At 67.4% G+C, this 14,402-nt stretch carries 9 protein-coding genes; 4 read left to right on the plus strand and 5 right to left on the minus strand.

Annotated elements, in window-relative coordinates; genetic code table 11:
- Positions 1–32: 32 nt before the first annotated feature.
- Positions 33–182, minus strand: coding sequence for a thiomuracin/GE37468 family thiazolyl RiPP peptide (locus WBK31_RS31790; protein ID WP_364068681.1), 150 nt, complete (start codon positions 180–182; stop codon positions 33–35).
- Between the two features lie 389 nt (positions 183–571).
- Here WBK31_RS31790 and WBK31_RS31795 point away from each other — a divergent pair, with 389 nt between their 5' ends.
- From WBK31_RS31795 to WBK31_RS31810, 4 genes are all read left to right on the plus strand, one after another.
- Positions 572–1,303, plus strand: coding sequence for a TetR/AcrR family transcriptional regulator (locus WBK31_RS31795; RefSeq protein ID WP_378786096.1), 732 nt, complete (start codon positions 572–574; stop codon positions 1,301–1,303).
- A 10-nt stretch (positions 1,304–1,313) separates the two neighbouring features.
- Positions 1,314–2,534, plus strand: a complete 1,221-nt coding sequence (locus WBK31_RS31800) for a cytochrome P450 (RefSeq protein ID WP_364068685.1) — start codon at positions 1,314–1,316, stop codon at positions 2,532–2,534.
- 269 nt (positions 2,535–2,803) lie between these two features.
- Positions 2,804–3,898: a cytochrome P450 gene (locus tag WBK31_RS31805; protein ID WP_406673601.1), complete on the plus strand. Its 1,095-nt coding sequence runs from the start codon at positions 2,804–2,806 to the stop codon at positions 3,896–3,898.
- On the plus strand, positions 3,895–5,106 hold the full coding sequence (locus tag WBK31_RS31810) for a coproporphyrinogen-III oxidase family protein (protein ID WP_364068689.1): 1,212 nt from the start codon (positions 3,895–3,897) through the stop codon (positions 5,104–5,106). The genes WBK31_RS31805 and WBK31_RS31810 overlap by 4 nt, the downstream gene beginning before the upstream one ends.
- A gap of 200 nt (positions 5,107–5,306) precedes the next feature.
- On the opposite strand, the gene WBK31_RS31815 is transcribed toward WBK31_RS31810, so the two are convergent.
- The 4 genes from WBK31_RS31815 to WBK31_RS31830 form a co-directional block, all read right to left on the minus strand.
- Entirely contained in the window at positions 5,307–9,182 is a 3,876-nt protein-coding gene (locus tag WBK31_RS31815; protein ID WP_364068691.1) for a DNA-directed RNA polymerase subunit beta', read from the minus strand.
- A gap of 16 nt (positions 9,183–9,198) precedes the next feature.
- Complete coding sequence (gene rpoB, locus WBK31_RS31820) at positions 9,199–12,666, minus strand: DNA-directed RNA polymerase subunit beta (RefSeq protein ID WP_364068693.1); 3,468 nt, start codon at positions 12,664–12,666, stop codon at positions 9,199–9,201.
- Positions 12,667–13,111: 445 nt separating this feature from the next.
- Positions 13,112–13,609 (minus strand): hypothetical protein, encoded by a 498-nt coding sequence (locus WBK31_RS31825; RefSeq protein WP_378786092.1) that lies wholly within the window; start codon positions 13,607–13,609, stop codon positions 13,112–13,114.
- Positions 13,606–14,106: a hypothetical protein gene (locus WBK31_RS31830; RefSeq protein WP_364068697.1), complete on the minus strand. Its 501-nt coding sequence runs from the start codon at positions 14,104–14,106 to the stop codon at positions 13,606–13,608. Before WBK31_RS31830 ends, WBK31_RS31825 begins: the two co-directional genes overlap by 4 nt.
- Between the last annotated feature and the right edge of the window lie 296 nt (positions 14,107–14,402).

Below are 14,402 nucleotides of genomic sequence, written 5' to 3' on the forward strand. Positions count from 1 at the left end.
CGCCGCAGCGGCACGGCGTCCGCGCCCGTGGGTCAGGCGCTCGAGCAGGAGCAGCAGATGTAGCAGAAGCAGTTGCACGAGGCGCCGACCTCGGTCATGCCGTGACCAGCGGTAAGGGACTCCACGGCGAGGTCGTCTCCGGCGAGTTCGAAGACGTCCATGGGCAGGTCATTGAGGTCCATTAGGACTCTCCTTCCCGGGGGTGGATACCCCCATCGACTTTCCACGCAAACGCACAGATGTGCATCGCTGGGGGGTGATCGCCGGGTATGTAACACCCTTGCGACATCGCCGACGCTAGGTGTACATATGGATAAGAGTCAATAATGCGAACTGTCTGACTGAAATCGAAGATTGGTCAGACGGTCAGGGGGAGGACACAAGGGGGACATCCGGCTGCTGGGAGCCGGACATTTCAACTTATTTGAAAGCTACCCTCTATAAGGAGCCAGAGCCGGCGTCGGCTTCTGACATGCCGCTATCTCGATTGCACAAAGGGGGCCAATTAGCGATCGGAACTGTCGGGAATCCGGCAGGCGCACCAGCTCTTACGGGGAGGAGTCACCCAGCCATGAGCACCGTCTCGACCGGCAGCACGGGCGGGAGGACCAGTGACGACCGCGTACGCAGGACGATGGACGTCACCAGGAGCCTGCTCCTGCGGTCCGGCTACAAGCGGACCACGATGGACGAGATCGCCCGCCGAGCGGACATCGGAAAGGGCACAATTTATCTCAGCTGGGACACCAAGGACGATCTGATAAGAACACTCGTCATCCAGGAAATCGCCGGAGTGTGCCAGGACATTTCCCGGATTGCGCTCCTGCGGCCCGCCGTCGCGCGGCTCTCGGAACTGACCCGAGAACTTTTCACGCTGGTCTTCAGATATCCACTTTTCCGAGCGCTCTACACTCACGACAAAGAGATCCTCGGAAAGGCGTGCGACGACCCGCGGTTCGATTTCCAGTGCTACCGCTTCACCACGTTCGCGCCATTCCGTGAGTACCTCGGGATGCTGCACGGCAAAGAATTGTGGAACCCCTGTGACGGCTTCGCGCTCGATGCCGTTCTCTCCGGATTCATCAAGCTCCATCTGCACGCCGAGATCGCGGGGGCGACGTTAGACGCGGGTGCCCGCGCCGACTGCCTGGCCGGCGTGGTCAGGAGCTCGTTCGAACCCGCCGTCCGGCTCCCCGCCGAGGAGCTGAGCGAGGCCGCCCGGCGTACCGTCGAGATCTTCGACGAGGCCGCGGCGAATTACCGGGCGCAACTGATCCGCCTGCCCATGGCCGCCTCCGTCTAAGGAGCCGAAAGTGAACGAGACCCACGTGCGACCCGACGCGACCATGCCGATGCCCGCCGACGCCCGGCCACGAATCAAGGACGGCGGCGGTGCGCTGCTCAAGTGGCTCGGCACTATGCGGGACGAGCAACCCGTCTGGCGCGACGCATTCGGCATCTTCCACGTTTTCCGGCATGCCGATGTACAGCGGGTGATGTCGGACTACGCGACGTTCTCTTCGGACATCAACCGGCTGCGTCCCGGAGGCGACCCGTTCAGCGCGGGCAGCCTGATGCTCACCGACCCTCCGGAGCATCGCAAGCTCCGCAAACTCATCAGCCAGGCGTTCACCCCGAAAATGTCCGCCGACATGGTCCCCCGGATCGCGGAGCTGACGACAGCGCTGCTGGACGACATCGACGAGGACGAGTTCGACCTGGTCGAGAAGATCGCGCACCCGCTGCCCGTGATGGTGATCGCCGAGCTGCTCGGCATCCCGATCCACGACAGGGAGATGTTCCGCACCTGGGCCGACCGGCTGGTCGCCCTGCACGTCGAGGACCCCAGGGACATCGAGATCGGGCGCATGGTCGGCCAGGCCATGCGCGAGATGGGCGAGTACGTCCTCACCCACGTGCACGAGCGCCGCGCCCGGCCGCAGGACGACCTGGTCAGCCGGCTCATCGCGGCCGAGGTGGACGGCGACCGGCTCACCGACGCCGAAATCGTCAACTCCTCGTGCCTGCTGCTGCTCGCCGGCCAGATCACCAGCACCATGGCGCTGGGCAACGCGTTCCTGTGCTTCCGCGACGCGCCCGGCGTCGAGAGCGCCATCAGAGCCGACAGGGAGCTGATCGGGGCGGCGTTCGAAGAGGTGCTCAGGCTGCGTCCGCCGCTCACTCAGGCGGCCCGGCTGTGCACGACCGACGTCGAGGTGGCGGGAACGCCGATCCCGGCCGGGTCCATGGTCATCAACTGGCTGCTGTCGGCGAACTACGACGAGCGCCAGTTCCCCGACCCCTACCGGCTCGACCCGAGCCGCCAGCCCAACCGCCAGTTCGCCTTCGGCCACGGCATCCACTTCTGCCTGGGCGCCCCGCTGGCCAGGGTAGAGGGCAAGGTCGCGCTCGACCTGGTGTTCGACCGGTTCGAGCACATCGAGATCCGGCCGGACGCGACGCTGGAGTACTACGAGGACCCGATGTTCGGCGTGAAGAGCCTTCCGGTACGCGTCAAGCGGGCGGCGCGATGACGGCCGCCGCCCACTCCCCCGCAGAGCCCCCGGCCAGGCAGCCCTCGCCCGCTCCAGCGGATCTTCCCGCCATGCCGCCCTCGCCCGCTCCAGCGAGGCCCCCTGCCGGACCACCCGCCGGACCACCCGCCGGACCGCCCGCAGGACCGGCCGCCGGACCACCCGCCGGACCGCCCGCGCCTGCCCTGGCGGGGCCCCAGGCAGGGCTCCCCGCCGGGCCGCCTTCGTCCGCCGACGGCGGTACCACGCTCTTCGCTTGGTTACGCACGATGCGGGACGAACATCCCGTCTGGCGGGACTCGTACGGGATGTATCACGTGTTCCGCTACGACGACGTCCGTGCCGTCCTGGCGGACCACGAGCGGTTCTCCTCCGACCGCACCAGGCTCATGGGGCAGCAGCCGTTCGGGCAGGGCGGCATCACGATGATCGACCCGCCTGAGCACCGCCACCAGCGCCGGCTGATCACCGCCGCCTTCACGCCCGCCTCCATCGCGGCGCTGGAGCCGCGCATCGCCGCGATCGCCGACGAGCTGCTCGACGCCCTCCCGGGCCCGGACTTCGACCTGGTCGAGCACCTGGCCTACCCCCTGCCGGTCATCGTCATCGCCGAGCTGCTCGGCATCCCGCCGGGTGACCGCGACCTGTTCCGCACCTGGTCGGACCGGCTCATGTCGCTGCAGGTGCCCGACTTCACCGACCCCTCGCTCGCCCGGCGGGTGGCCGAGGCCATGGCGGAGATGAACGCCTACCTGCGCGAGCACTGCGCCGAGCGCCGCACCCGCCCCCGGGACGACCTGCTGAGCCGCCTAGTCCACGCCGAGGTGGACGGCGAGCGGCTGGAGGAGGAGCAGGTGGTCAACACCGCGAGCCTGCTCCTCCTGGCCGGGCACGTCACGAGCACCGTGCTGATCGGCAACACCGTGCTCTGCCTGGCCGAGGCCCCCGAGGCCGAGCGCCGGGTCAGGGCCGACACGTCGCTCGTACCCAAGGCGCTGGAGGAGAGCATGCGCCTGCGCTCGCCGTTCATGCAGGCGGGCCGGGTGACCACGCAGGACGTGGAGCTGGCCGGCGAGACGATCCCGGCCAACAGGTTCGTCATGGCCTGGCTGCTGTCGGCCAACCACGACGAGCGCCAGTTCACCGACCCCGAGCTGTTCGACCTGGACCGGCGGCTCACCGGCCAGCTCGCCTTCGGCCACGGCGTGCACTTCTGCCTGGGCGCCCAGCTCGGCCGCCTGGAGGGCCGCATCGCGCTGGAGCGGCTGCTCGGGCGCTTCACCGAGCTGCGACCGGCCAAGCTCGCCTTCTACGAAAGCCAGATCTTCGGCGTCAGGGAGATGCACGTGAGAGGTTCCTCATGACCAAGCCCCTGCTCATCTACGCCAACGTCCCGTTCTGCAACTCCAAGTGCCACTTCTGCGACTGGGTGGTCCAGGTCCCCGTACGCGACCTGCGGCTGAACGAGCAGAGCCCGGGGCGGGTGGCGTACCTGGAGGCCATCAGGACCCAGATCCGCGTGCAGGCGCCCGCGCTGAGAGAGCACTATCACCCCGAGATCGTCTACTGGGGCGGCGGTACGGCGAGCATCCTCGGCCCTCAGGAGATCGAGTCCCTGTACGGCACGCTGTCGGCGGAGTTCGACCTCAGTACGGTCAAGGAGGCGACGATCGAGGGCAGCCCGGAGTCCCTCGACCCCGGCAAGCTGCGCCTGCTCCGCGAGCTGGGCTTCAACCGGATCAGCATCGGCGTCCAGTCGTTCGACGACACGCGCCTGCGCCGCCTGGGCCGCGCCCACGCCGCCGCCCAGGCCGTGGCCGCCGTCGAGAACGCCCGCGACGCCGGCTTCACCAACATCAACATCGACCTGATCGTCGGCTTCCCCGGCCAGACCGGAGACGAGGTCGCCGAGTCCGTACGCAGGGCCCTGGCCCTGCCCATCAACCACTTCTCGATCTACCCGTACCGGGCGAGCCCTGGCACGGTGCTGCGCAAGCAGGTCCACAGGGGCGCCAAGCTCGACCTCAACCAGCAGCTCCAGGCGTACGCCATCACCAAGGAGCTGCTGGAGGGCGCGGGCTTCCCCGAGTACGCCATGTCCTACTTCGGCGCGCCCCGCTGCCAGTCGGACGAGGCGTACTACCAGCTCCGCATGGACTGGATCGGCTTCGGCTCGGGTGCCAACTCTCTGATCGGCCGCCGCTACCTCAGCTACCAGAAGGGCAAGCTGGCCCATTACAACGCCAACCCGCTGGCCTTCGACGTCAACGCGCCCGCGGACGCGCCGCAGCTCACGCTGCACTTCCTGTCCCAGGCGCTGACCACGGTGGAGGGCATGGACGCCCGCCTCTACCAGGAGCGCACCGGCGTCCCCCTGCGCACCGCCTGCGAACAGCCGGAGGTCATGGCGTACCTGGAACGCATGAACAGCCACGGCCGGGTCATCGTGGACCGCACCGGCATCCGCATCCACCCCGACGACCTCGCCCGGGTCTTCATCGCGCTCAACTGGATCGACACCCCGGACACCACGGCCGGCGAGGTCATCCACCTGGAGCCGACCCGGGCCTGAGCCCGCCGTCCGCACCGCCCGGCCGCCGCCACAGCGCGGCGCCGGGCCCGGCCCGGCCACACGTCGCGACGCACTCAGCCCAGGCCGGGCATCACCACACGGACCCGACACACGCCGGACATCACGAAGCTGAAACAGCAGCGCGCCCGGGCCCCTCTTTCGGGGGACCCGGGCGCGTCGCTCTTGGCTATGTCAGCCGCTTACCGGTTGTACTGACCGAAGTCGTACTCCTCCAGCGGCACGGCCTCGCCGCTGCCGGTGCCGAAGGTGTAGTCGGCGGCCGAGCCGTCGTAGCCACCGACGGTGTACATCGCGGCCTTGGCCTCCTCGGTCGGCTCGACCCGGATGTTGCGGTACTGCGGCATGCCGGTACCGGCCGGGATGAGCTTACCGATGATGACGTTCTCCTTCAGGCCCAGCAGCGAGTCGGACTTGGCGTGGATCGCCGCGTCCGTCAGCACCCTGGTCGTCTCCTGGAAGGAGGCCGCCGACAGCCAGGACTCGGTGGCCAGCGACGCCTTCGTGATGCCCATGAGCACCGGGCGACCGGCGGCCGGCTGGCCGCCCTCGGCCACGGTCTCGCGGTTGATCTGCTCGAACCGCGGCCGCTCGACGAGCTCGCCGGGCAGCAGGTCGGTGTCACCGGACTCCAGCACGTTCACGCGCTTGAGCATCTGCCGCACGATGATCTCGATGTGCTTGTCGTGGATCGACACACCCTGCGAGCGGTAGACCTGCTGGACCTCCGCCACCAGGTGCAGCTGCACGGCGCGCGGACCGAGGATGCGCAGCACCTCGTTCGGGTTGACCGCACCGGCGACCAGCTGCTGGCCGACCTTGACGTGCTGGCCCTCCTGAACGAGCAGGCGCGAGCGCATCGACACCGGGTAGGCGACCTCCTCCGACCCGTCGTCGGGGATGATCACGACCTTCCTGGTCTTGTCGGTCTCGTCGATCCTGACGCGGCCCTCGGCCTCGGAGATCGGGGCGACACCCTTGGGGATGCGGGCCTCGAAGAGCTCCGTGACACGCGGCAGACCGTGGGTGATGTCGGCACCGGCCACACCACCGGTGTGGAAGGTACGCATCGTCAGCTGCGTACCGGGCTCACCGATGGACTGGGCGGCGATGATGCCGACGGCCTCACCGACGTCCACCAGCTTGCCGGTGGCCAGCGAGCGGCCGTAGCACTTGGCGCAGACACCGATCTTGGCCTCGCAGACGAGCGCGCTGCGGGTGCGGACGGTCTCGACGCCCGCCTCCACCAGCTTCGTCACGTGGCTGTCGTTGATGTCGACACCCGCCGGGACGATGACCTTGCCGTCGACCACGACGTCCTCGGCCAGGATGCGGCCGTGCACGTTGGACTCGGCGTTCTCCGCCTTGACCAGGTTGCCCGCGGCGTCGCGCTCGGCCACGTTGAGCGGGACCGCGCGGTCGGTGCCGCAGTCGACCTCGCGCACGATGACGTCCTGGGCGACGTCGACCAGACGACGGGTCAGGTAACCCGAGTCGGCGGTACGCAGAGCGGTGTCGGCGAGACCCTTCCGCTGACCGTGGGTGGAGATGAAGTACTCCAGCACCGACAGGCCCTCGCGGAACGAGGCCTTGATCGGCCGCGGGATCGTCTCACCCTTGGTGTTGGACACCAGGCCGCGGATACCGGCGATCTGCCGGACCTGCATCTTGTTACCACGGGCGCCGGAGTTGACCATCATCCAGACCGGGTTGGTCGCCGGGAAGGCGTTGACCATGTCGGTCTCGACGTCGGCCGTGGCGTGGGTCCAGATCTCGATGAGCTCCTGGCGGCGCTCCTCGTCGGTGATCAGACCACGCTCGTACTCGCGCTGGACCTTGTCGGCCCGGCGCTCGTAGTTCTCCATGATCTCGGTCTTGTTCGGGGGCGCGACGACGTCCTCGATCGAGATCGTGACACCGGAGCGGGTCGCCCAGCGGAAGCCGGCGTCCTTGAGCGCGTCGAGCGAAGCGGCCACCTCGATCTTGGGGTAGGTCTCCGCCAGCTCGTTCACGATCTGCGACAGCTGCTTCTTGCCGACCTGGAAGTCGACGAAGGGGTAGCTGTCCGGCAGCGTCTGGTTGAACAGGCACCGCCCGAACGTGGTCTCCAGCCGGATCGGGTCGCCCGGCTCCCAGCCCTCGGGGGCCACCCAGTCGCGCGGCGGCAGGACGTCCTTGAGGCGAATCTGGATCTTCGCCTGGATGTCCAGCTCACGACGGTCGAAGGCCATCTGCGCCTCGGCGATCGAGCCGAACACGCGGCCCTCGCCCTTCGCGCCCTCCTTCATGGTGGTCAGCCAGTAGAGGCCGATCACCATGTCCTGGGTGGGCATGGTGACGGGCTTGCCGTCGGCCGGCTTGAGGATGTTGTTGGTCGAGAGCATCAGGATGCGCGCCTCGGCCTGGGCCTCAGCCGACAGCGGCAGGTGCACCGCCATCTGGTCGCCGTCGAAGTCCGCGTTGAACGCGGTGCAGACGAGCGGGTGGATCTGGATGGCCTTACCCTCGACGAGCTGCGGCTCGAACGCCTGGATGCCCAGACGGTGGAGCGTGGGCGCGCGGTTGAGCAGGACCGGGTGCTCGGTGATGACCTCTTCGAGCACGTCCCACACCACGGGGCGGGCACGCTCGACCATCCGCTTGGCCGACTTGATGTTCTGGGCGTGGTTGAGGTCGACCAGCCTCTTCATCACGAACGGCTTGAACAGCTCCAGCGCCATCTGCTTGGGCAGACCGCACTGGTGCAGCTTGAGCTGCGGACCGACGACGATGACCGAACGGCCGGAGTAGTCGACTCGCTTGCCCAGGAGGTTCTGGCGGAAGCGACCCTGCTTACCCTTCAGCATGTCGCTGAGGGACTTCAGCGGCCGGTTGCCGGGACCGGTGACCGGGCGACCGCGGCGGCCGTTGTCGAACAGCGCGTCGACGGCCTCCTGCAGCATCCGCTTCTCGTTGTTCACGATGATCTCGGGCGCGCCGAGGTCGAGCAGACGCTTGAGGCGGTTGTTCCGGTTGATGACCCGGCGGTACAGGTCGTTGAGGTCGGAGGTCGCGAACCGGCCACCGTCGAGCTGCACCATCGGGCGCAGGTCCGGCGGGATGACCGGGATGCAGTCGAGCACCATGCCGCGCGGCGAGTTGGTCGTGTTGAGGAACGCCGACACGACCTTGAGCCGCTTGAGCGCGCGGGCCTTCTTCTGGCCCTTGCCGCTGCGGATGGTCTCGCGCAGGCTCTCGGCCTCGGCCTCGAGGTCGAAGTTGATCAGGCGGTCCTGGATCGCCTGCGCGCCCATGCCGCCCTTGAAGTAGCGGCCGAAGCGGTCGCGCATCTCGCGGTAGAGCAGCTCGTCGCCCTCGAGGTCCTGGACCTTGAGGTTCTTGAAGCGGTTCCAGACCTCCTCGAGCCGGTCCAGCTCGCGCTGGGCACGGTCGCGGATCTGGCGCATCTCGCGCTCGGCGCCCTCGCGGACCTTGCGCCGCTGGTCGCCCTTGGCGCCGGCGGCCTCGAGCTCGGCCAGGTCGGCCTCGAGCTTCTTCTGCCTGGCCTCGATGTCGGCGTCGCGGCGCTGCTCGATGTGCTGCCGCTCGACGGAGATCTTCGCCTCCAGCGAGGGCAGGTCACGCTCACGCATCTCGGTGTCGACATGCGTGATCATGTACGCCGCGAAGTAGATGACCTTCTCCAGGTCCTTCGGAGCCAGGTCGAGCAGGTAACCGAGGCGCGACGGCACACCCTTGAAGTACCAGATGTGCGTGACCGGGGCGGCCAGCTCGATGTGGCCCATCCGCTCACGACGCACCTTGGCTCGGGTCACCTCGACACCGCAGCGCTCACAGATGATGCCCTTGAACCGGACCCGCTTGTACTTACCGCAGTAGCATTCCCAGTCGCGGGTCGGACCGAAGATCTTCTCGCAGAAGAGCCCGTCCTTCTCCGGCTTGAGGGTGCGGTAGTTGATGGTCTCCGGCTTCTTGACCTCGCCGTGCGACCACTGACGGATATCGTCGGCCGTCGCCAGCCCGATCCGAAGCTCGTCGAAGAAGTTGACGTCCAGCATTTGTGCGATCTCCCCCTCAGACTTCTTCCACGCTGCTCGGCTCACGCCGGGACAGATCGATACCGAGCTCTTCCGCCGCGCGGAAGACGTCCTCGTCGGTGTCGCGCATCTCGATGGACATGCCGTCGCTGGAGAGCACCTCGACATTCAGGCACAGCGACTGCATCTCCTTGATGAGGACCTTGAAGGACTCGGGGATGCCCGGCTCGGGGATGTTCTCGCCCTTGACGATGGCCTCGTAGACCTTGACTCGGCCGAGAACGTCGTCGGACTTGATGGTCAGCAGCTCCTGCAGAGCGTACGCGGCGCCGTAGGCCTCAAGGGCCCACACCTCCATCTCTCCGAACCGCTGGCCGCCGAACTGGGCCTTACCGCCCAGCGGCTGCTGCGTGATCATCGAGTAGGGGCCGGTGGACCGCGCGTGGATCTTGTCGTCCACCAGGTGCAGCAGCTTCAGGATGTAGATGTAGCCCACCGCGATCGGGTAGGGGAACGGCTCGCCGGAACGCCCGTCGAACAGCTGCGCCTTACCCGTCGGCTCGACCATGCGCTGGCCGTCGCGGTTGGGGATGGTGTTCTTGAGCAGGCCGACGATCTCCTCCTCGTGGGCGCCGTCGAACACCGGCGTGGCCACGTTGGTGCGCGGCTCGACCTTCTCGAAGCCCTTCTCGCGCAGGCGCTCGGCCCACGCCTCCTGGACTCCGGAGATGTCCCAGCCTCTGGCGGCGATCCAGCCCAGATGTGTCTCCAGGACCTGACCGACGTTCATTCGGCCGGGAACGCCCAGCGGGTTGAGGATGATGTCGACCGGGGTGCCGTCCTCCAGGAACGGCATGTCCTCGACCGGAAGGATCTTGGAGATGACGCCCTTGTTGCCGTGACGGCCGGCCAGCTTGTCACCGTCGGTGATCTTGCGCTTCTGCGCGACGTAGACGCGCACCAGCTCGTTGACACCGGGCGGCAGCTCGTCGCCCTCCTCGCGGGAGAACACGCGGACTGCGATGACCTTGCCCTGCTCGCCGTGCGGCACCTTCAGGGAGGTGTCGCGCACCTCGCGGGCCTTCTCACCGAAGATCGCGCGCAGCAGCCGCTCCTCCGGGGTCAGCTCGGTCTCACCCTTCGGGGTGACCTTGCCGACCAGGATGTCACCGGGCACGACCTCGGCGCCGATGCGGATGATGCCGCGCTCGTCGAGGTCGGCCAGCACCTCCTCGGAGACGTTGGGGATGTCGCGGGTGATCTCCTCAGGGCCCAGCTTGGTGTCGCGGGCGTCGACCTCGTGCTCCTCGATGTGGATCGAGGAGAGCACGTCGTCCTGCACCAGCCGCTGGGACAGGATGATCGCGTCCTCGTAGTTGTGGCCCTCCCACGGCATGAACGCCACCAGGAGGTTCTTGCCCAGCGCCATCTCGCCCTGGTCGGTGCAGGGACCGTCGGCGATGACCTGGTTGACCTCGACCCGGTCGCCCTCGGAGACGATCGGCTTCTGGTTGAAGCTCGTGCCCTGGTTGGAGCGCTTGAACTTCGCCACGCGGTACGTCGTCCGCGTGCCGTCGTCGTTCATGACCGTGATGTAGTCGGCCGAGACCTCCTCGACCACGCCGGCCTTCTCCGCGCTGATGACGTCGCCCGCGTCGGTCGCGGCACGGTATTCCATGCCGGTGCCGACCAGCGGCGCCTCGCTCTTGAGCAGCGGCACCGACTGGCGCTGCATGTTGGAGCCCATGAGCGCGCGGTTGGCGTCGTCGTGCTCGAGGAACGGGATCATCGCGGTGGCCACCGACACCATCTGGCGCGGCGAGACGTCGATGTAGTCGACCTCCTCGGCGCGGGCCAGCTCGGTCTCACCGCCCTTGGTGCGGACCAGGACGCGGGCCTCGGCGAACGAGCCGTCGGGGTTGAGCGCCGTGTTGGCCTGCGCCTTGACGTAACGGTCCTCCTCGTCGGCGGTGAGGTAGTCGATCTGGTCGGTCACCTTGCCGTCGACGACCTTGCGGTACGGCGTCTCGACGAAACCGAAGGCGTTGATCCGGCCGTAGGAGGCCAGCGAGCCGATGAGACCGATGTTGGGGCCTTCAGGGGTCTCGATCGGGCACATCCGGCCGTAGTGGGACGGGTGCACGTCACGGACCTCGAAGCCCGCCCGCTCACGCGACAGACCACCGGGGCCCAGCGCGGACAGACGCCGCTTGTGCGTCAGACCGGCCAGCGGGTTGGTCTGGTCCATGAACTGCGACAGCTGCGAGGTGCCGAAGAACTCCTTGATCGAGGCCACCACGGGGCGGATGTTGATCAGGGTCTGCGGCGTGATCGCCTCGACGTCCTGGGTGGTCATGCGCTCGCGCACGACCCGCTCCATGCGGGCGAGACCCAGGCGGACCTGGTTCTGGATCAGCTCGCCGACGCTGCGCAGGCGGCGGTTGCCGAAGTGGTCGATGTCGTCGATCTCGACCAGAACGTCGCCGTTGGCGCCCGGCATCGACTCCTCGCCGGCGTGCAGGCGCACGATGTACTCGATCGTGGCGACGATGTCGTCCTCGGTCAGCGTGCCCTGGGTGATGTCGGCGTCGACGCCCAGCTTCTTGTTGATCTTGTAGCGGCCGACCTTGGCCAGGTCGTAGCGCTTCGGGTTGAAGTACAGGTTTTCGAGCAGGGTCTGCGCCGACTCCTTGGTCGGCGGCTCACCCGGCCGCAGCTTGCGGTAGATGTCGAGCAGCGCGTCGTCCTGACCGGCCGTGTGGTCCTTCTCCAGGGTGGCCCGCATCGACTCGTACTGGCCGAAGCGCTCGAGGATCTGCTCGTTGGTCCATCCCAGAGCCTTGAGAAGCACGGTGACGGCCTGCTTGCGCTTGCGGTCGATGCGCACACCGACGCTGTCGCGCTTGTCGATCTCGAACTCCAGCCACGCACCCCGCGACGGGATGACCTTGCAGCCGTAGAGGTCCTTGTCGGACGTCTTGTCGACGGTCCGCTCGAAGTAGACACCGGGCGAACGGACGAGCTGGGACACCACGACACGCTCGGTGCCGTTGATGATGAAGGTGCCCTTGGGCGTCATGAGCGGGAAGTCGCCCATGAACACCGTCTGGCTCTTGATCTCACCGGTGGTGTTATTGATGAACTCCGCCGTGACGAACATCGGGGCGGAGAAGGTCATGTCCTTCTCTTTGCACTCATCTACGGAGTACTTCGGCGGCTCGAACCGGTGGTCACGGAACGACAAGGACATGGTCCCCGAGAAGTCCTCGATAGGACTGATCTCTTCGAAGATCTCTTCGAGACCCGACTGGGTCGGGACGTCCTTGCGCCCGGCCTGACGAGCCGCCTCTACCCGGGCTTTCCACTTCTCGTTGCCGAGCAGCCAGTCGAAGGACTCGGTCTGCAGAGCAAGGAGGTCAGGAACCTCGAGGGGCTCCTGGATGCGCGCGAAAGAGACGCGACGGGGACCGGCGGGTACGGCGGAGGCGTTGCGCGAGGCTGCCAACAGATGTCCTTCCGAGGGCTCGCGGCGGACTGACTACACGCACGCCAGACAACCTCGCAACGTGAGCAAGCATCGCGGGTCGTCAAAGGGCAGCGCAAAGGGGCAGTGTAGCCGAACGGCACACGCCTGTCCACTTCGCCCTCGCTGCATGCTCCACGTTGGTCGCAGCATCGCCCGTTCAGGCGGAAACGTCAAGCCCGCGAACCCGACTTTCAGCCGACTCAGGGCCCGGACGCTGGGTTTTCTCCCCTGCGTGACTGATCGCCTACCGCCAGGCCCAAGACGATACCCGCGAACGGGGGCGGCTAACGCTCCGTCACACCGGGGGGCGAACCCATGCCGACAACCGGTGTTGCTGTGACTGAGGTACCCCCGCCAAAGGCTGCGCTAAACCTGAATTTTGGTAACAATTGAAGATAGCGGCGCGCCGGTGATCTCCACGACCTCAGGCGGTGCCCAGCAGCGTGGACAGGCCCGCCACCAGCCAGCGCGAATCTTGCCGGACCATGACGAACCTCGCCCGGTTCTGGGTGAACTCTTGCTGGAGCCCTTCTTTGCCGGGGATCTCCTTGACCGTACCAGTGTTCACGAACAGCAGAACCTCTACCCTGCCGGGTTCGGCGCGCTCGACACCGGCCGCCGCCACGGAGACGTTCTGGACGATCTTCTGCTCTTTCGCCCGGGAGACGAGGGTCTTGGCCAGTTCCTTGTAGTGCTCGGTCAGCTCGCCCGTGGTGAACGTGCCGGCGCGCGCCAGGTCCTCCTCGACCGTGCGGTAGTCGTACGAGAGCAGGTCGGGCGCGAGCTTCTTGGCCGCGGCCACGGCCGCGACGGCGGAGGCCTCGGCGTCGCGCACGTCGCGCAGGTTGAACCACATCGTCGGCACGAGCACCGCGCCCACGGCCACGAGCAGGCTGAGCAGCACGATCGCGAAGATCCTCACGGCACCTGCACCACCTTCGACACCAGCCACCGCCCGCCGGTCTTCGTCAGGTCCATCTGCCAGCGGTAATAGCGCTCCTGAGGCTTGCTGCGCGAGCCTTCCCAGCGGATCTCCACGTCGGCGACCACCAGCACCCGCGCCGTCGTCGCGGTCATCGAGACCAGGCCGGTCGCGCGCAGCACGCCCTGCTGGACCACCTTGTTCTCGACCGTGGTGGTCTTGAGCTTGGCGGCGTTGGTCTCGTACTCCTCGTGCGCCTCGCCCGTGGAGGTGTCGAGTATGCGGCGCAGGTCGGCGTCCACGCTCTTGTGATCGAGCGACATGAGGTTCTTGGCGTGCTCGCCCGCCGCGATGAGCACCGCCCGCCTGTCGCCCGCCCTGCCCTGCTCGTCGCGCGCCTGGGCCGCGATCCACACGCCCGTGCCGACCAGGACCGCCAGCACCCCGCTGAGCGCCGCGATGAGGATCCGGGCGGGCCGAGCACCGAGTCCTGCCACCTGCTCACTCCCCTCCCGGCCGGCCGCTGCCGGATCATAACGCGACACCCGCCGCCGAATCCCTCCAAACGACAGAGGCGGTTGGTGACCGCGGAGACCCCGCTCTCGGAGATGAAGGAGAGCCCGCTCTCGGGGATGAAACGGTCAGGGCATGCCTATTCCCCGCAAATGCCACCAGGAGGCCCTGAGAGGGCTCCAGGAGGCTCTCAGAGCCCTCGGGCGGCTTGTGGGGTGACCTGCGGGCTTTGCGATGGCCTGAGGGCTCCTCGCTGGCCTGGGGCGCCAGGAGCGCCAGG

The organism is Nonomuraea sp. N2-4H (assembly GCF_045291505.1).
Taxonomy (GTDB): domain Bacteria; phylum Actinomycetota; class Actinomycetes; order Streptosporangiales; family Streptosporangiaceae; genus Nonomuraea; species Nonomuraea fastidiosa.